A 17,817-nucleotide genomic window follows, 5' to 3' on the forward strand; every position below is an offset into this window, starting at 1 on the left:
TTTTCCTTAGCGTAGGGAATCATTTCAGCTGTATGCTCGTTGTACCCATACGGAACGCCTGGCAACGAAGCCGGGCACGTCCTGTCATTCAGTTCTCCGCAGGAGGATCAGACGAAGGGAGAAGCCCGTATGCGCTTCGAGATCATGCGCCTGGACGATGCCGACGGCGCCGCCGTGGACAGCACCGTCGTGGACGCCGCCTCCGTCAACCAGATCGTGCAGCAGGCCGCCGCCATAGGGCAGCGGATCTACATCCGCCCGGCCGACACCGCCGCCCGCTGACCGCCACCCCTCACCGCCACCCGGCGTCGAGGCACCCATGGCGTAGCGACACACGTACCGCGTACCCGCGCCCGTCCCGATGACGCGCCGCCGATGCGCGAAACGCCCCCGTACGGAAGTTCCGTACGGGGGCGCCGTCGTCCTCCGGGCCGGTCAGGAGCCCTGGATGACCTGGGTGACGCCGTTGATGATCTGCTGCACCGCGAGCGCGGAGAGCATCATGCCGGCCAGCCGGGTCACCAGGACCACCCCGCCGTCCTTGATCACCCGGATGATCACCAGCGAGAACCGCATCGCCAGGTAGAGCACCACGTGGATCGCCGCGATCGCCACCCAGACCGCGATCCGGGAGGCGGTGTCCTGCGCGTGCTGGACCGCGAGGATCACCGAGACGATCGCGCCCGGCCCGGCCAGCAGCGGCATGCCCAGCGGCACCAGCGCCACGTTGACGTCCTTGGTCTGGGTCGGCTCCTCGGACTTGCCGGTCAGCAGGTCCAGCGCGACCAGCAGGAGCAGCAGACCGCCGGCGATCATCAGCGCGGGCGTGGAGATGTGCAGCCGCCCCAGGATCTGCTTGCCGAAGAGGCCGAAGACGGCGATCACGCCGAACGCGACGGCGGCCGCCTGCCAGGCCATCCGGCGCTGCACCTTGGCCGGGCGGCCGGCGGTGAGGGCCAGGAAGATCGGCGTGATGCCCGGGGGGTCCATGATGACAAAAAGCGTGACAAAGAGGGTGCTGAAAACGGCGACGTCGAACACGGTGCTGGCCTTGCGGTGGTACGGACGAACGGAAGGAAGAGGAAAAGCAGAAGGGGGAGCGGAAGGGGAAGCGGAAGCCGGGACGGAGGGATCCGGAACCCGGTCCGCCGGCGGAACGGGGCGCGCGCGACCGGCCGGGCCGGCGGCCCCGCACGGCCCGCGGCAGCCCCGGGGAACGGGGTGCGCGGAGCGGGGCCGCGGGCGCCCCGGGTCAGGGGAGCGCGCGGTACGGCGGCCGGCCGGGCGGCCGGGGCCGGCGGATCAGCCGCCCGCGCCGGGGACGGGGAAGGCGCCGGTGGCCCGGCGGGTGATCTCGCCGTAGATCTCGGGGTCGGTGGTGCAGTCACCGAGGCCGCAGGACTTGCGGCTGCCGTGGTAGTCGCTGGAGCCGGTGGTCAGCAGCCCCAGTTCGGCGGCCAGCCCGCGCAGCCGGGCCCGGGTCGCCGGGTCGTGGTCCATGTGGTCGACCTCGACGCCGTCCAGACCGGCGGCGGCCAGTTCGGCGATCGCGCTCTCCGGGACGCACCGCCCGCGCTTGAGGGCGAGCGGGTGCGCGAAGACCGCGACCCCGCCGGCCCCCTTGATCAGCCGGAGCGCGTCGAACGGGTCCAGCTCGTGCTTCTCCACGTAGGCCGGGCCGTCGTTGGCCAGCCAGTGGGTGAACGCGTCCGACACCGAGCCGACGACGCCCAGTTCGACCAGGGCGGTGGCGAGGTGCGGGCGGCCCACGGCGCCGTCGCCGGCGATCCGCGCCACCTGCTCCCAGGTGACCGGGATGCCCAGGTCGCGCAGCTTGCCGACCATGGCGCGGGCGCGCGGGACCCGGTCGTCGCGGAGCAGTGCCCGCTCCCGGGCCAGCTCGGGCTCGCCGGGGTCGAAGAGGTAGGCGAGCATGTGCAGGCTGACGCCGTTCAGGCGGCAGGACAGCTCGGCGCCGGTGACCAGGGTCAGGCCCCCGGGCAGTGCGGCGCGCGCCTCGGCGTGGCCGCCGACGGTGTCGTGGTCGGTCAGCGCGACGACGTCCAGACCGGCGGCCGCGGCGTTGCGCACCAGCTCGGCGGGGGTGTCCGTGCCGTCGGAAGCCGTGGAGTGGGTGTGCAGGTCGATACGCACGGCACGGACTCCAGACTGCTGCGGGACGGTTGCGGCGGCGGGCCCGGGACGGGCGCCGCCCCGCGGCGGCCGTAAGGACTGCTCGGCACTACCACGGACTACTGAAGGATACCGGGCGCCCGGAGGTGCCCGCGCCGCCCACCGGCCGGGCACCGGCCCGGAATTCGATGGCGACGCCCGGCCGTCAGCTCAGAATCCTCGGCGACAGCGCCCCGCAGGGCAGCAGATCCACTTCGGCGCCGGCTTCCCGCAGATCCGTCAGCACCAGTTCGTCGTACATCATCAGGCCGGACTGCTCGGGCCAGGCGATCGCCCAGAGCCACAGCCCGCGGGCCTCGCCGGCGAACACCGCGCGGTCCGAGGGCGCATCCTGGACCTGCCACAGCGGGGTCGGGCGGCCGGCCGCGAGCACCTTGGCGTGGGGTGCGGCGCCCAGGCGCAGGTGGGGGCCGGGGTCGGGGCCGTCGATCCCGGCGTAGCGGGCGCCGAGGCCGACACCCAGCTCCTCGGCGATCAGCAGCAGCTCCCCGGGGCCGCCGAGCGGGCCGGGGCCCGAGCAGGCGACCGCGGTCGCACGGCCGCCGCTGCGGTCGTCACCGGCGCAGGCGACCCCGGTGAAGAGCCAGCCGACCGGCAGCGGCCAGGGCATCCACACCGGCACCTGGGCCCGGTGCACGACGACGCCGAGCGCCTCGACGCTCGGCGGGACCACCGGCTGGAGCGGGTGCACGGTGCCGTGCGCGGCGCACTGCCAGGAGTCGGAAAAGAGACCGGGCGCCCGCACCCGGCCTCCGCACTTCGGGCAACTGGGTTCGCCCCTCATAAGGACCAACGGTCCTCCAGGGCTGCCGTCCCGTCAAGGACGATCACCCGACCGGTGTGCCCCTTTTCCCGTACCGGGCCGCACAGATGGCCGGTTTTCGCGGCACCCGGGAGCCCCCCTCCGGGGCGGCTAGTTGCCCCTTGCACCATTTAGCGTCCCTAACTTATTATGTGTAAACGTCAACGATTTTCCGCGTTCATGCGGCGGGCATCCCGCACGCGGACAGGAAGGGGAAACACCGGCATGCGCAGCAGCGGCCACGGTGGTGGCACCCACGATCCGTTCGACGGTTCCCCGGGGGCGGGCGGATCGCTCCTCCGGCAGCCGAGGGCGGTCTGGGCCACCGCGGGCGCCTCGGTCGTCGCCTTCATGGGCATCGGCCTGGTCGACCCGATCCTCCCCTCGATCGCCAAGGGCCTGAACGCCTCCAGCAGCCAGGTCTCGCTCCTGTTCACCTCGTACTTCCTGATCACCGCGGTGGCGATGCTGGTCACCGGCTTCGTCTCCAGCCGGATCGGCAGCCGCAAGACGCTGCTGGCCGGACTGGCCCTGGTGGTGGTCTTCGCGGCACTGTCCGGCACCTCGTCCTCGGTCGGCGAACTGGTCGGCTTCCGGGCCGGCTGGGGACTGGGCAACGCGCTCTTCGTCTCCACCGCGCTGGCGGTCATCGTGGGCGCGGCGAATCCCACAGGGGCATCGCGCAGCGATTCCACTCGGGGCGGTGGCGGGCGACGGGCGGGCAGCGCCGCGGCGATCCTGCTCTACGAGTCCGCGCTCGGGCTCGGCATGGCCTGCGGGCCGCTGCTGGGCGCCGTGCTCGGCGACATGGAGTGGCGCTACCCCTTCTTCGGCACCGCGGTCCTGATGGCCGTCGGCTTCCTCGCCATCACCGCCCTCCTCAAGGAGCAGCCCCGGCCGGCCCGCAAGACCTCGCTGCTCGACCCGGTGAGGGCGCTCGGCCACGGTGGGCTGGCCTCGGCCGCGATCGCCGCCTTCTTCTACAACTACGCGTTCTTCACGGTGCTGGCGTTCACCCCGTTCGTGCTGAACATGTCCCCGTATGCGTCGGGCGGGGTGTTCTTCGCCTGGGGTGTGCTGCTGGCGGTCTTCTCGGTGATCCTGGCGCCGCGACTCCAGGAGCGGTTCGGGTCGCTGCGGGTGCTGGGCGGCTCGCTGCTGCTGCTCGCCGCGGACCTGGTCGTCCTCGGCTACGGCGACCACACCACCGCGGTGGTGTGCACCGTCCTCTCCGGTGCCTTCATCGGCCTGAACAACACCGTCTTCACCGAGCTGGCCCTCGGGGTCTCGGACGCCCCGCGGCCGGTGGCCAGCGCCGGCTACAACTTCGTGCGGTGGTTCGCGGCGGCGGCCGCGCCGTTCCTGGCCCCGAAGATCGCCGAGTGGACCGACCTGCATCTGCCGTTCGTGATCGCGGCGGCGGCCGCGGCGGTCGGCGCGGGCATCGTCGCGGTCCGCCGGCGGGCGCTGACCCTGCGCGCCGAGGAGCTGGAACCGCGGCATGCGACACAGGACGGCGTCGGGGTCTTCGCCGAGCGGTGAGCCGGAGCCGTACGCCGGCGCCCCGTCCGCGGCCGTCCGCGGGCGGGGCGCCGGCGGTCAGTCCAGCGCCACCCCGGCGCGCAGCGGATCGCGCAGATCGGTGCCGCGCTCCAGCCAGCGCGACTGGAGCGCCTCGGCTCCGTGCACCCGCTTCCAGGCGGCCTCGTTCGGCGTCATCGGCAGCAGCGGCAGGAACGCCACCGGGTCCAGCGGGTCGTCCAGTTCCAGGTCCGCCACCAGGCCGCCGGACGCGCCGACCAGCACGGAGGTGAACGGCGCCCCCGGCCACAGGGGTTCACCCACGTCCAGCGACGCCCCGGGCGCCACGACCACGCCCTCGACCTGTGGGGAGGCGGCGAGCACGGCGAGCGTCCTGAGCACCTTGTCGGTGTCCGCGCGGCCGCCCCGTACGGAGAGCAGGAGTTCGGCGCGCGGGCCGCGCAGCGGGTCGGCGAGGACCGCGGTGGGGTCGGTCATCGGCCGGGCGGACATCCCGAGCGTGGCGTAGCGCACCACGTCGCCGTCGATGAAGCGCAGCACCTCGATGCGGTCGGTGCCGAGGAAGGTGACGGCGGCACGCGCGTCCGCTTCGCCCAGTGCCGTCCGCAACCGGGCCTCGACCAGCTCAAGAACGTCAGACATACGGTGAGCATAGGGCCGGTGCCCGCACCGGCCCCTTGTCCGGTCCCCCGGCTGCGACCAGGTACGCCGCGACGCCGCGGCACGGGCTTCGTATGGAACGGGCAAAGGGCGGCCCAGGTGCTTTCGGTGACTGGTAGCCTTGCCGTCTGGTCAGGGAATGACGTCGTCCCCCAGCGGGGACCGGCCGGAGGAGGTGGGGCTGCGGTGGATCCGAGTCGACCGTGCAGTACCGACAGTTCTCCCGTCATCCCGCCCGTGCGGCGAACCTTCTGATCCGAGAGCTTCCGTACCCCGCCGCGCAGCGGTGAAACACCGGAAGTTCTTTCGCTCCGGACGCAGATGACGGAAGAGCGCCTCCGACTCTTACTTCCGTGATGCCAGCGAACTGCCGTCAGCAGCACCGCACCGAGCGCCGCCCGCTTTGCGGACGTACGGCCTCTTGCCGCCACGTACGTCCTCGTTCCGGGCCGCGTTGCGCCGCGCCCGCCGCTGACGGCCGGCCTGAAGGAGCCAGCCATGTCGATGATCCGCGACCTGCGCGCCGCTGTCCGCCCCGCCCGGCGCCGCGACGACGCCCCCTACCGCACCGCCGCCACCCCCGCCGCCTGCGCCAACAGCGTCGTCGACTGCGGTGTCTACCGCGACGGCCGGCGGGTGGCCGGCGCCCTCTCCCCCGCCGAGGCGATCGCCGGCGTCCGGGACGAGGGCGGTTTCGTCTGGATCGGCCTGCACGAGCCGACCGAGGCCGAATTCGCCGGTATCGCCCAGGAGTTCGGGCTGCACCCGCTCGCCGTGGAGGACGCCGTCCACGCCCACCAGCGGCCCAAGCTGGAGCGCTACGACGACACCCTGTTCACGGTCTTCAAGACCGTCCACTACGTCGAGCACGACGAGCTGACCGCGACCAGCGAGGTGGTGGAGACCGGCGAGGTGATGTGCTTCACCGGCCCGAACTTCATCGTCACCGTCCGGCACGGCGGGCAGGGCTCGCTGCGCGCCCTGCGGCACCGCCTCCAGGAGGACCCGGAGCGGCTGGCCAAGGGCCCGTCCGCGGTGCTGCACGCCATCGCCGACCAGGTCGTCGACGGCTACATGGCGGTGGCCGGCGCGGTCCAGGAGGACATCGACGAGGTCGAGATCGACGTCTTCAGCTCCGGCGCCGGCAAGGGCTCCGCCAAGGGCGGCGACGCCGGGCGGATCTACCAACTCAAGCGCGAGGTACTGGAGTTCAAGCGGGCGGTGTCCCCGCTGCTGCGCCCGATGCAGCTGCTGAGCGAGCGTCCGATGCGGCTGGTCGACGCCGACATCCAGAAGTACTTCCGGGACGTCGCCGACCACCTGGCGCGCGTCAACGAGCACGTGCTGTCCTTCGACGACCTGCTGAACTCCATCCTCCAGGCCAACCTCGCGCAGGCCGCGGTGGCGCAGAACGAGGACATGCGCAAGATCACCGCCTGGGCGGCGATCTTCGCGGTGCCGACGATGATCGCCGGCATCTACGGCATGAACTTCACGTACATGCCGGAGCTGAAGTGGAAGTACGGCTACCCCACCGTGCTGCTGGTCACCGTCGCGATCTGCTTCGGCATCCACCGCGGCTTCAAGCGCAACGGCTGGCTGTGACCCGCGCCGCCGGGGCGGGGCGGCGTCTCACCGCCCGGGCGGCTCCGGGATGGGGCCGCCGGGCCGATTAGGCTGAGCCGCATGACGGAGGAGACCGTGTCGCAGGCCCTGCTGGATCAGGCGCTCATCGAGGAGGCCGCGAAGAAGTCCGGCCTGGTCTGGGTGCGGGGGGCCACCGGCCCGGCGCGGGCGCTGTGGCACGTGTGGCACGACGGGGCGGCCTGCCTCGTCGGGAGCCCGGCCGCCGGCGCCGGCGAGCAGCCGCTGGACGGGCTCGGCCTCACCGACGGCGCCACCGTCACGGTCACCGTGCGCAGCAAGGACAAGGGCGGCCGCCTGGTCGCCTGGCCGGCCGAGGTGCGCGAACTGGCGCCGGGCGGCGAGGAGTGGCAGGCCGCCGTCGACGAACTGAAGGGCAAGCGGCTCAACGCCCCCGACGCGGACACCATCGCCGAGCGCTGGGCGCGCGAGTGCCGGGTGCTGCGGCTGGCGCCGGCCGGGGCGGCGGTGCAGCGGCCCGGACTGATGCCGGACGCCTCGCACGCCGCACCGCCGCTCGGCTCGCCCGCGGTGACCCGGCGGCCGGTGCCGGCCGCGCTGCCGAAGCTGCTGCGGCGGGGCCGCAAGGGCTGACCGGGGCGGCCGGGCGGGGCCCGGCTCAGCCGGTGCGCGCGATCTGCTTGCCGTAGTCGACGACCTGGTCCGGTGCCGGGGCCTTGAGGTCGAGGCTCTTGCCCCAGTCGGCCAGCTTGATCTGGCCCGCGCCGCCCGCGCGCTGGAGCCGCAGCGGGTACGGCTGCCCCTCCAGGGAGACGTCGAGGGTGCCGCCGGAGCCCGCGCCGGCGGTCACCTGGACGGTGCGGACGCCGTCCACCGTGGCCCGCTTCCCGGCCGTCAGGTCGCCGTGCAGGGTGAGCAGCGCGGGCAGCAGGGTGTCCTTGTCCGTGAAGCCGCTGAAGCGCCGGTGGACCGGGTCGGCGGCGGGCACCTTGACGTACTTGCCGCCGAGCTTGGCGGCGGTGGCGCCGGAGCCGCTCCCCTTCTCCCCGGCCCAGAAGGCCGCGTCGGCCTTGAGGTACAGGGCGTCGCCGATCCGCAGCAGCTGGAAGGAGGCCGTGCCGGTGGTCAGTTCGCCCCGGGCGCCGTCCTTGGCCAGCCGCATGTCCAGGGTGTAGGTGGCGCCCTCGCTGACGAGCTTTCCGGAGAGCCGGACGGTGCCGGCCCCGACGGCGGCCGCGCGGGCCCGGGACTCGATCTGCCGGGCGGACAGCTTGCCCACCCCGTTGGTGCCGGCGTCCGGGTCGTCCGCGGCGCAGCCCGCCACCGCCGCGGCCAGCGCCGCGCACACCGCCACGGTCCGCAGCGCCCGTCCGGCGCGTCGGATTCCGTCCGGCGGTCGGCGGGTGGAGACCGGGGGGTTGGCACTCACGTCGGCTCTGCCTCCATACAGCGGTGATCTCGACAGCTCACGGCAGCGTACCGGGGGCGGACCGGCGCGCTCAGCCGAATCCGGGCGGCCACCATACGGCCGGTCCCGCCGGGGCGCGGCCCCTCCCGGCGGGTTAGCCTGAACCCGAATCAACGCGTTGTTTTCTGAGCATCGATGGAGCAATCCGGACGGAAAGGGAGAAGGGCGGCGCTTTCCATGGCGGTGGTCACCCCCCGGATCTTCGTCTCCCACCTCTCCGGCGTCGCCGTCTTCGACCCCAACGGCGACCAGGTCGGGCGGCTGCGGGACCTGGTCACCCTGCTCCGCGTCGGCGACCGGCCGCCGCGGCTGCTGGGGCTGGTCGTCGAGGTGATCAGCCGGCGCCGGATCTTCGTACCGATGACCCGGGTGACCGGCGTGGAGTCCGGCCAGATCGTCACCACCGGCGTGGTCAACATGCGCCGCTTCGAGCAGCGGGCGTCCGAGACGCTGGTCTTCGGCGAACTGCTGGACCGGCGGGTCCGGCTGGTGGAGACCGGCGAGGAGGTCACCGTCCTCGACATCGGCATCACCCAGCTGCCGGCCCGCCGCGACTGGGAGATCGACAAGGTCTTCGTCCGGCGCGGCAAGGGCGGGCCGCTGCGCCGCAAGGGCACCACGCTGACCGTCGAGTGGTCCGCGGTGACCGGCTTCTCGCTGGAGGAGCAGGGGCAGGGCGCGGAGAACCTGCTCGCCACCTTCGAGCAGCTCCGCCCGGCCGACCTCGCCGGTGTCCTGCACCACCTCTCGCCCAAGCGGCGCGCCGAGGTCGCCGCGGCGCTCGACGACGACCGGCTGGCCGATGTGATGGAGGAGCTGCCGGAGGACGACCAGGTGGAGATCATCGGCAAGCTCCAGGACGAGCGGGCCGCCGACGTCCTGGAGGCCATGGACCCCGACGACGCCGCCGACCTGCTCTCCGAGCTCCCCGAGGAGGAGAAGGAGCGCCTGCTGGACCTGATGCGCCCCTCGGACGCCGCGGACGTCCGCCGGCTGATGTCCTACGAGGAGCGCACCGCGGGCGGGCTGATGACCACCGAGCCGATCGTGCTGCGCCCGGACGCCACCGTCGCGGACGCGCTGGCCCGGGTGCGCGACCGCGACCTCTCCCCCGCGCTCGCCGCCCAGGTCTACGTCTGCCGGCCGCCGGACGAGACGCCCACCGGCAAGTACCTGGGGCTGGTGCACTTCCAACGGCTGCTGCGGGAACCGCCGTTCACCCTCGTCAGCTTCATCGTGGACGCCGATCTGCCGGCCCTGCCGCCGGACACCCCGCTGCCCGAGGTGACCGGCTACCTCGCCGCGTACAACATGGTCGCGGCGCCGGTGGTTGACGAGGGCGGGGCACTGCTGGGCGCGGTCACCGTGGACGACGTGCTGGACCACCTGCTGCCGGACGACTGGCGGGAGGCGGGACTGCACGGCGCGGCGGCGGGCCGCGGCGGCGCCACACCGGACGGGAAGACCGCCGATGGGTGCTGAGGACCGGGAGAGCCCCAGGGAGCGGCGGCCGCACGGCGCCTCGGCGCTGCGCGCGGGGGCCGCCAGGAACCGGCGCCGGGAATCCGAGCCGCGCTCGCGGGCCCGGCTGGACCAGCCGAGGGTGCCGCGCCGGTCGTTCTTCCCGGAGTACGACCCGGAGGCGTTCGGGCGGCTCTCCGAGAAGATCGCCCGCTTCCTGGGGACCGGCCGCTTCATCGTCTGGATGACGGTCACCATCATCCTGTGGATCGGCTGGAACATCTTCGCCCCCGGCCACCTGCGGTTCGACAGCTATCCGTTCATCTTCCTGACCCTGGCGCTCTCGCTCCAGGCGTCGTACGCGGCGCCGCTGATCCTGCTGGCGCAGAACCGCCAGGACAACCGCGACCGGATCACCCACGAGCAGGACCGCAAGCAGAACGAGCGCTCCATCGCCGACACCGAGTACCTGACCCGGGAGATCGCGGCGCTGCGGATGGGCCTGGGCGAGGTCGCCACCCGCGACTGGATCCGCTCCGAACTGGAGGACCTGCTGCGGGAGCTGGAACAGCGGCAGTCCGCCGGCGCGGAGCCCGCCGGGCGGGACGAACGCGAGCGCTGAGCCCTCCCGCCGGGCCGCCGCCGGGCGCCGTGCCGCCCGGCCACCGCCCTTTGGGACGCGCTCGGCGCCGCCGTAGTATCGGTTCCATGGCAACTGACACGCCCCGGCCCGCCGGCTCCGCGCCGAGCGAGGACGCGATCCGCGAAGCGCTCGCGACGGTGAACGACCCCGAGATCCACCGGCCCATCACCGAACTGGGGATGGTCAAATCGGTGGAGATCGCCGCGGACGGCTCGGTGGCGGTCGTGGTCTACCTCACCGTCTCCGGCTGCCCGATGCGCGAGACGATCATCAGCAGCGTCCGCGAGGCCGTCGAGCGGGTGCCCGGTGTCACCCGCGCCGGGGTCGAGCTGGAGGTGATGAGCGACGAGCAGCGGCGGGAGCTGGCGGCGTCGCTGCGCGGCGGCACCGCCGAGCGGGAGATCCCCTTCGCCAAGCCCGGCTCGCTGACCCGGGTCTACGCGGTCGCCTCGGGCAAGGGCGGCGTCGGCAAGTCCTCGGTGACGGTCAACCTCGCCGCCGCGATGGCCGCCGACGGCCTCAAGGTGGGCGTGGTGGACGCCGACATCTACGGCCACTCGGTGCCCCGGATGCTCGGTGCGGACGGCCGGCCCACCCAGGTCGAGAACATGATCATGCCGCCGTCGGCGAACGGCGTGAAGGTCATCTCGATCGGCATGTTCACGCCCGGCAACGCCCCGGTCGTCTGGCGCGGCCCGATGCTGCACCGCGCCCTCCAGCAGTTCCTCGCCGACGTCTACTGGGGCGACCTCGACGTCCTCCTGCTGGACCTGCCGCCCGGCACCGGCGACATCGCCATCTCCGTGGCCCAGCTCGTCCCGAACGCCGAGATCCTGGTGGTCACCACCCCGCAGCAGGCCGCCGCCGAGGTCGCCGAGCGGGCCGGTTCGATCGCCGTGCAGACCCACCAGAAGATCGTCGGCGTGGTGGAGAACATGTCCGGGCTGCCCTGCCCGCACTGCGACGAGATGGTCGACGTGTTCGGCACCGGCGGCGGCGAGCGGGTCGCCGAGGGCCTGACGAGGACCACCGGCGCGCAGGTCCCGGTGCTCGGCGCGATCCCGATCGACGTCCGGCTCCGCGAGGGCGGCGACGAGGGCAAGCCGGTCGTGCTGACCGATCCGGACTCGCCGGCCGGTGCCGCGATCCGCGCCATCGCCGGCAAGCTGGGCGGCCGTCAGCGCGGTCTGGCGGGCATGTCGCTGGGGATCACCCCGCGCAACAAGTTCTGACCGCGGCACCGGGCCGCCGCGCCGGTCCCGTGACGCCACCGAAGGGCGGGCCCCAGGGGTCCGCCCTTTGCCGTACGCCGCGTGCCGCGCGCCCGGACCGTCCCCCCGCCGGGCGCTCAGCCCCCGTACGTCCCCAGGTCCCCGATCACCGAGAAGCCCAGCCCGTAGGCGCTCATCCCGCGCCCGTAGGCGCCCAGCAGCACCCCGTCCGGGCCGTCGGCGCCGGAGGCCCCGGCGAGCACCCAGCCGTACTCGGACTCGCGGTAGCAGAACGGCGTCGGCACCCCGTCCACCGGGAGCATCAGCTCGCTCCAGCTCTCGCCGGTGAGGTCGTCGGCCAGCTCCCAGGCCAGCATGGTCTGCTGGTCCAGCCAGTCCTGGCGCAGCGAGCGGTCCATGCGGTTCGGCCAGGTGTGCGCCAGGAGGCCGGAGCCGGCCAGCCAGGCGGCCGTGGAGACCGAGGTGGCCTCCAGGACGCCGGTGCCGTCCCCGCTGCGCCGTACGGGGCGGCTGGCGACCGTCACCACCACCGCGAACCGCTCGTCCTCCGGGGACTCCGCCTTTATCGTCGGCTCCGTGCCGTGGCCGGTGGCGCCGTGCTCGACGGTGCCGTCGGCGGCCGTGCCGACCTGCATCAGCCAGCGCGGACCGGTGAACGCCTCGTCAAGGCCGTACCACGGGAACGCGGCCAGCAGATAGCCGTCGGCCTTCCGGCCCGTAGCGGCGGACGCCTCGTGGGCGGCGGTCCGACTCGTCGTCTCCATCTGCGCGGAGCCTCCTCGTTGCCCTGCGTCGTGGGCGGCCCGCCCCCCTCAGGCGACCTCACCCCGGACACCGGGAGCATAGCCAGTGGCGTCAACACAGCCGGGCATACGAGATACTCAGGTCGCGTCGGCGTCGAAGGGCGGGGGCTCGCGGCGGGCGGCGTCGGTGCCCTTGGTGAACATGTCCGGGCGGCCGGCGGACGGGGACTCCTTGGACAGGCTCACCAGCGGCGTGCCGTTCACCCCGGCGGGGGCGGCCGCGGCGGACCGCGGTGCGGTGCTGTCCCGGACCGCCTCGGTGACCTCGGCCATCTCCTTCTTCAGGTCGAAGCCGTCGCGGATCTCGGCCAGCTCCCGCAGGCCGTACTCGTCCTTCTCCAGGACGTGCTTGCGGACGAAGTTCCGCGGCTTGAGGTCCTCGAACTCGAAGTCTTTGAACTCCGGGCCGAGCTCGTTGCGGATGTCCTCCTTGGCGCTGTCGGAGAAGGCCCTGATCTTGCGGATGACGGCGGAGACATCCTGGATGACCTTGGGCAGCTTCTCCGGCCCGAAGATGAGCACCGCGAGGACCACGATCGTCACCAGCTCTAGGGGTCCTATGTCGAAGAACACCTTGCAGCTCCTTGGGGTATCCGCGGCCTTCGAGGGCCTTTGGGCCAGGCCGTCTCTCACCGTACCTGGCCCCGGGCACCGGGCGGGAGTCGCCCGTGCCAACACCGTGCAAACGATCAATCCCGGCCGGAGGAACCCAGCGTCAGCCGGACGGACCGCTCCGCGCCGTCCCGCTGGACCGTCAGTGTGAGGACGTCACCGGGCCGGTGGCTCCGGACCTTGATGATCAGTTCCTCACCGCTGTGCACCGGCGCACCGTCCACCCGGGTGATGACGTCGCCCGGCCGGAGGCCCGCCCGGGCACCCGGGCCGCCGGGGGTGACCGGCGCCTGCCCGCCCTTGCCGCCCTTGCCGCCCGCGCTGACCCGGGCACCGTCGCCGTCGTACTCCATCTCCAGCGTGACGCCGATCACCGGGTGGGTGGCGTGGCCGGTGTTGATCAGCTCCTCGGCGACCCGCTTGGCCTGGTTGACCGGTATGGCGAAACCGAGGCCGATGCTGCCGCCCTGGGCACCGCCGTCCGTTCCGCCGCTACCGCTGTCGGCCGCCCGGATCGCGCTGTTGATGCCGATCACCCGGGCCCGGGCGTCCACCAGCGGTCCGCCCGAATTGCCGGGGTTGATGGGGGCGTCGGTCTGGAGCGCGTCGACGTACGACACATCGCTGCCGTCGCCCTTCTTGCCGCCCGCGGTGATCGGCCGCTGCTTGGCGCTGATGATCCCGGACGTGACGGTGTTGGCGAGGTCGTAGGGGGCGCCGATGGCCACCACCGGGTCGCCGACCTGCACCGCGTCCGAGTCGCCGAGGGTGAGCGGGTGCAGTCCGGTGACGCCCTGGACCTGCACCACCGCGAGGTCGTAGCCGCTGTCCTGGCCGACGACCCGGGCCCGGGCGGTCTGCCCGCCGCTGAACGTCACCGATATCTCGCCGCCGGTGCCGGCCGGTTCGACGACGTGGTTGTTGGTGAGGATGTGGCCCTGCCGGTCGAGTACGAAGCCGGTCCCGGTGCCCTGTTCGGCGTTGCCGCGGACGTGCAGGGTGACCACGCCGGGCAGCGCGGCCCGGGCGATCCCGGCGACGCTCTCCGGATTGCGGCCGCCCGCCTCGCCCGGCACCTGCGGCAGGCTGATGTCGTCGATACCGCCGTACCGCTCGATGTAGGCCCCGGCCACCCCGCCGGCTCCGCCGGCGAGCAGCGCCAGCGCCACCGCACCGGCCACCAGCGCCCCGCGCCGCTTCCGCCGCCGCGCCGGCCCCACCGGCCCCGCGGCCGGCGGCGCGCTCCACGGGTCGTACTGCTGCCAGGCCCCGGGCGCGGCGGGGAGGGGCGCGGGGGCGGGCACGTGCGCCGGGGCGGGGAGGGGGGCGGGCCCCGGCGCCGGGGCGGGCGCGCCGTAGGCCGTACCGACGGGGCCGGCGCCCGCGGCGGACGCCGACGCGGGGCGCGGCCCCCCGTCGCCGGGGTGCGGGACGAAGCCGCCCCCGGCGGACTCGCCGGGTACGGACGGGACGGGTGCCGGGAGGGGGGCGTGCACCGGGAGCGGGGCGTGCGCCGGGTGGGGGGCGGCCTGAGCGTGCGGCCGCCCGGCACCGGTGGCGGGGACCTCCGGGGGGAGGGGGCGTCCGGGCCCGTGCTCCGCGGCCGGTGCGTGGGGGCCGGGTGCGGGCGCGCCGCCCGGTGCACAGGGGCCGGGCGGGGCGGCCGCGGGGGTGTGGGCGGGGGCCGGGTGCCCGGCGTCCCTCGGGGTGTCCACGGACGGGACCGTTCCGCCCGGCGCCGCGCCGTTCCCGGCCGGCGGCAGCACCGTGCCGTGGGCAGGTGTCCCCACCGGCCGCTGGACGAGCGGCGCGGGCGCCCACGGCCCCGGCTCGCCGTACGGGGGCGTCCCGTAGGGGTCCTCGCCGTGCAGCGGCCGCGGCCGGGGAGCGGCGGCGGGCGCGGGTACTTCCGCGGCGGGGGTCGGGGTCGGGGTCTGGGTCGGGGCCGGGGCCGGGGTCGGGGTCGGGGTCGGAAGACCCTCCGCCGGGGCCTCCGTTGCCACCGGCTGCACGACCGTACGCGGGTCCACGGCAGCCGGGCCCGGCTGCGGCTCGGCCGCGGTGCCCGGCGAAACGGCGGAGGTGGGCCGCGGAGCGGCGGAGGTGGGCCGCGGCTCGGCCGGGGCGGGAGACGGAGACGGGGCGGGAGACGGGGCGTCAGCGCGTGGCGGGGTGCCGTCGGTTGCGGGGGTGCCGTCGGTGACGGAGGTGCCGTCCGTCGCGGGGGTGCGTCCGGCGGTCAGGACGCCTGCGGTTGCCGGAAGGCTTTCGGTCGACGAAAGGCCCTCAGTCGTGGGCACGCTTGCGGACGGCGGCACGCTTGCGGACGTGGACGTCACTGGGGACGCCCCGGCATCGGCATCGGCATCGGCATCAGCCCCCAACTCCGCCACCACAGGCGGGAGTTCGCGCCGCACGGAAGCCGGTGGGCCCGCTGCGGGACGGCCATCGCCGCCCTCACCCTCGCCCTGGGCCCGGCTTTCGCCCTCGGCCCGGCCCTGGGGGAAGGGCCCGGCGCCGCGGGTACCGTCGGCCTCCACCGGACCGGCACCGGCGGGCCCGGCCGCCGCCGCAGCCGCCCCGTCCCGGGCCGCGGAAGCCTCCGACGGCTCCCCGCCCATCGGTCCGCCGTCCGTCGGCCCCCCGTCCGGCACTCCACCCCGCGCAGGCCGGGGCGGGCCGACGAGCCAGTCGCCCGAGGTGTCCGGGCCGGGTGCGGTCTCCGGCCCCGGGGGCGCGGCCTCGGCGGGCTGCCCGGGCCCGGGAGCCTGCTCCGGGCGGCTCCACCACTTCAGCTTGGGCCCGGCGGCCTTCGCGTCGTCCATGTTCTCCCCAACAATTCGCCCGCGGCCGTTGCGCGGGCCACCACCCTGGGCCCGTCCGGCGACAGACCCGCGCGGTACGCGCCCCGGGCAGGGGTGCGCCGCCCGAGAAGGGATTCAACCAGTTCCGGGCGGCGGTGCGCAGAGGCCGGTCAGCGGGAGGCGGAAGCGGGCCCTCCACCGGCGGCCGGGGAGCCGACCAGCGGCCGCATGGGCTCCAGCGGCGGCAGCGGCGGCGGGGTCCGGTGCACCGGGGCGTTGCCGCTCGCGCCGGTGAGCGGGGAGAAGCGGTACTCCACCGCCGGCCCGGTCGCGGCTATCAGGGGCGAGAGCCCGAACCGGCCGGGCAGCGGGCTGAAGGCCGGTACCGCGTCCGAGGGTCGGCGCTCCTGCGGGGCGAACAGCGACATGGGGCTGGGCGCGGGCGCACCCGTGGGGTCCCCGGCGGTCGGCCAGGCACCCGGGCGCGGCTGGCGGGTGGCCGGTACCTCCCCGCCGGCGAGCCCGAGCACACCGGCCGCGGGGTTGACGCTGAGCGGGGTGACGGCCGGGCCGCTGCCCTCGGCGCGCGGGCCGGGCGCGTCGACGGCCGCCTCCAGCGGGAGCGCGCCACCGAGCGCGAACGCCGCCAGCGAGACGGCCCCGGCCGCGGCGAACGCAAGCCGGCGCCGCTGCGGGGCGCGCTCCGGCTCGGCGGCCCGGAAGCCGCGCGCCCGCGGCTGCGCGGGGACGCCCGCCATCGCGGGACCGAGGTGGTGCGGGGAGGGGACGTAGCCGAAACCGCCGGCCGGACCGAACTCGCCGCGGCCGAACGTGCCCTCGCCGAGCCGGCTGCCGGGGCCGCCGGCCTCGCCGCCGGGCAGCTGCTGGAGGCGCGCCAGCAGTCCCTCGGAGGGCCCGGGGGACAGCGCTTGCGCGAACACGCTCTTCAGCCGACGCTGCGCATCGGCCTCCGCCTTGCACTTTCCGCAGGTCGCCAGGTGCGCCAGCACCCGCTCCCGTGCGTCATGCCCCAGTTCACCATCGACCAGGGCCGCGAGGCGGTCGCCGAGATGCTGCTCGGCGGGGGACGGACCGCCGGTGGCGCTCACGCGATTCCGACCTCCCTACTGGGCACCACGCTCAGCGCACGCCGCTCCTTGCGCTCCTCGGCCCGCGCCTCGGGGGAGCGGTGCTTGAGCGCCTTGCGCAGGTGCGACCGGCCCCGGTGGATCCGGCTGCGCACCGTGCCGAGCTTGACGCCGAGCGTCGCGGCGATCTCCTCGTACGACAGGCCCTCGATGTCGCAGAGCACCACGGCGGCCCGGAACTCCGGCGCGAGGGTGTCCAGCGCGTGCTGCACATCGGCGTCGAAGTGGGTGTCGTCGAACTGCTGCTGCGGGGCGGGCTCCCGGCTGGGGAGCTTCTCCGCCGCGTCGTCGCCGAGCGCGTCGAAGCGGATGCGCTGGCGGCGGCGGACCATGTCCAGGAAGAGGTTGGTCGTGATGCGGTGCAGCCAGCCCTCGAAGGTGCCGGGGGTGTACGACGACAGCGAGCGGAAGACGCGGACGAACACCTCCTGCGTGAGGTCCTCGGCGTCGTGCTGATTGCCGGTGAGGCGGTAGGCGAGGCGGTAGACCCGTGCACTGTGGGTGCTGACGATCTCCTCCCAGGTGGGCGGAGTCCACGCCTGCGCGTCCGCGTCTGCGGCGAAGGTCGCGGTGGGCGCGTCGGCGACGGGGGCCCCTCCCCTGGCCTTGGGGCCGTACGGGCGGAAACGGTCAGCGGTGTTGGTCACGGATTTCGGCCTGGCGAACGACCTTCGCAAGCGCCTGCGCACCCTTCGGTCACCCGCCGCAGCCGCACCTCCCCTGGTGGCTCTGGTGGCTCTGGTGGTGTCCAGTAGAGCCCCTACCATATCCACCTCGCCCGTTAGCTCCGGATAAGCAGTTTTGACCAGCATTTGGTGCGGCGTCTCTTCTCGCCGCGCCCGCG

At 74.2% G+C, this 17,817-nt stretch carries 17 protein-coding genes; 7 read left to right on the top strand and 10 right to left on the bottom strand.

What is annotated here, in order from left to right; all coding sequences use genetic code 11:
• Positions 1-129 precede the first annotated feature (129 nt).
• Positions 130-282, top strand: coding sequence for a DUF8834 family protein (locus MUU72_RS13510; RefSeq protein WP_248013446.1), 153 nt, complete (start codon positions 130-132; stop codon positions 280-282).
• Between the two features lie 153 nt (positions 283-435).
• Here the strand turns inward: MUU72_RS13510 and MUU72_RS13515 are convergent, their stop codons facing one another.
• The 3 genes from MUU72_RS13515 to MUU72_RS13525 all read right to left on the bottom strand — a co-directional run bounded on the left by MUU72_RS13515 (position 436) and on the right by MUU72_RS13525 (position 2,977).
• Complete coding sequence (locus MUU72_RS13515) at positions 436-1,041, bottom strand: MarC family protein (protein ID WP_248013447.1); 606 nt, start codon at positions 1,039-1,041, stop codon at positions 436-438.
• A gap of 261 nt (positions 1,042-1,302) precedes the next feature.
• On the bottom strand, positions 1,303-2,154 hold the full coding sequence (locus MUU72_RS13520; RefSeq protein ID WP_248013448.1) for a PHP domain-containing protein: 852 nt from the start codon (positions 2,152-2,154) through the stop codon (positions 1,303-1,305).
• Positions 2,155-2,338: 184 nt separating this feature from the next.
• Positions 2,339-2,977: a DUF6758 family protein gene (locus tag MUU72_RS13525; protein WP_248013449.1), complete on the bottom strand. Its 639-nt coding sequence runs from the start codon at positions 2,975-2,977 to the stop codon at positions 2,339-2,341.
• A gap of 243 nt (positions 2,978-3,220) precedes the next feature.
• Here MUU72_RS13525 and MUU72_RS13530 point away from each other — a divergent pair, with 243 nt between their 5' ends.
• Positions 3,221-4,537, top strand: a complete 1,317-nt coding sequence (locus tag MUU72_RS13530) for an MFS transporter (RefSeq protein ID WP_248013450.1) — start codon at positions 3,221-3,223, stop codon at positions 4,535-4,537.
• Positions 4,538-4,594: 57 nt separating this feature from the next.
• Here the strand turns inward: MUU72_RS13530 and MUU72_RS13535 are convergent, their stop codons facing one another.
• Positions 4,595-5,179, bottom strand: coding sequence for a suppressor of fused domain protein (locus MUU72_RS13535; protein WP_248013451.1), 585 nt, complete (start codon positions 5,177-5,179; stop codon positions 4,595-4,597).
• 516 nt (positions 5,180-5,695) lie between these two features.
• Here MUU72_RS13535 and MUU72_RS13540 point away from each other — a divergent pair.
• Positions 5,696-6,802 carry a CorA family divalent cation transporter gene (locus MUU72_RS13540; RefSeq protein WP_248013452.1) on the top strand — a complete coding sequence of 369 codons (1,107 nt, stop codon included), beginning with the start codon at positions 5,696-5,698 and terminating at the stop codon, positions 6,800-6,802.
• Positions 6,803-6,883: 81 nt separating this feature from the next.
• Complete coding sequence (locus MUU72_RS13545; RefSeq protein WP_248013453.1) at positions 6,884-7,435, top strand: hypothetical protein; 552 nt, start codon at positions 6,884-6,886, stop codon at positions 7,433-7,435.
• A 25-nt stretch (positions 7,436-7,460) separates the two neighbouring features.
• Here MUU72_RS13545 and MUU72_RS13550 read toward each other — a convergent pair whose 3' ends face one another.
• On the bottom strand, positions 7,461-8,231 hold the full coding sequence (locus MUU72_RS13550; RefSeq protein ID WP_372503096.1) for a LolA-like protein: 771 nt from the start codon (positions 8,229-8,231) through the stop codon (positions 7,461-7,463).
• Between the two features lie 216 nt (positions 8,232-8,447).
• On the opposite strand from MUU72_RS13550, the gene MUU72_RS13555 reads away from it, so the two are divergent.
• The 3 genes from MUU72_RS13555 to MUU72_RS13565 all read left to right on the top strand — a co-directional run bounded on the left by MUU72_RS13555 (position 8,448) and on the right by MUU72_RS13565 (position 11,606).
• Complete coding sequence (locus MUU72_RS13555) at positions 8,448-9,752, top strand: magnesium transporter MgtE N-terminal domain-containing protein (protein WP_248013454.1); 1,305 nt, start codon at positions 8,448-8,450, stop codon at positions 9,750-9,752.
• Complete coding sequence (locus MUU72_RS13560) at positions 9,742-10,353, top strand: DUF1003 domain-containing protein (protein ID WP_248013455.1); 612 nt, start codon at positions 9,742-9,744, stop codon at positions 10,351-10,353. Before MUU72_RS13555 ends, MUU72_RS13560 begins: the two co-directional genes overlap by 11 nt.
• Before the next feature lie 86 nt (positions 10,354-10,439).
• Positions 10,440-11,606 (top strand): Mrp/NBP35 family ATP-binding protein, encoded by a 1,167-nt coding sequence (locus MUU72_RS13565; protein WP_248013456.1) that lies wholly within the window; start codon positions 10,440-10,442, stop codon positions 11,604-11,606.
• Between the two features lie 116 nt (positions 11,607-11,722).
• Here MUU72_RS13565 and MUU72_RS13570 read toward each other — a convergent pair whose 3' ends face one another.
• The 5 genes from MUU72_RS13570 to sigE form a co-directional block, all read right to left on the bottom strand.
• Positions 11,723-12,370, bottom strand: a complete 648-nt coding sequence (locus MUU72_RS13570; RefSeq protein ID WP_248013457.1) for a hypothetical protein — start codon at positions 12,368-12,370, stop codon at positions 11,723-11,725.
• 117 nt (positions 12,371-12,487) lie between these two features.
• Positions 12,488-12,982, bottom strand: coding sequence for a sec-independent translocase (locus MUU72_RS13575; protein WP_248013458.1), 495 nt, complete (start codon positions 12,980-12,982; stop codon positions 12,488-12,490).
• Positions 12,983-13,098: 116 nt separating this feature from the next.
• Positions 13,099-14,736 (bottom strand): S1C family serine protease, encoded by a 1,638-nt coding sequence (locus MUU72_RS13580; protein ID WP_372503097.1) that lies wholly within the window; start codon positions 14,734-14,736, stop codon positions 13,099-13,101.
• Between the two features lie 1,259 nt (positions 14,737-15,995).
• The gene (locus MUU72_RS13585) at positions 15,996-16,934 is read right to left on the bottom strand and encodes an anti-sigma factor family protein (RefSeq protein ID WP_248013459.1); all 939 of its coding nucleotides are present in this window, start codon (positions 16,932-16,934) and stop codon (positions 15,996-15,998) included.
• Positions 16,931-17,620 (bottom strand): RNA polymerase sigma factor SigE, encoded by a 690-nt coding sequence (gene sigE / locus MUU72_RS13590; protein WP_372503098.1) that lies wholly within the window; start codon positions 17,618-17,620, stop codon positions 16,931-16,933. Before sigE ends, MUU72_RS13585 begins: the two co-directional genes overlap by 4 nt.
• Positions 17,621-17,817 lie beyond the last annotated feature (197 nt).

The sequence above is a fragment of the Streptomyces rhizoryzae genome (genome assembly GCF_023155275.1).
Taxonomy (GTDB): Bacteria; Actinomycetota; Actinomycetes; order Streptomycetales; family Streptomycetaceae; genus Streptomyces; species Streptomyces rhizoryzae.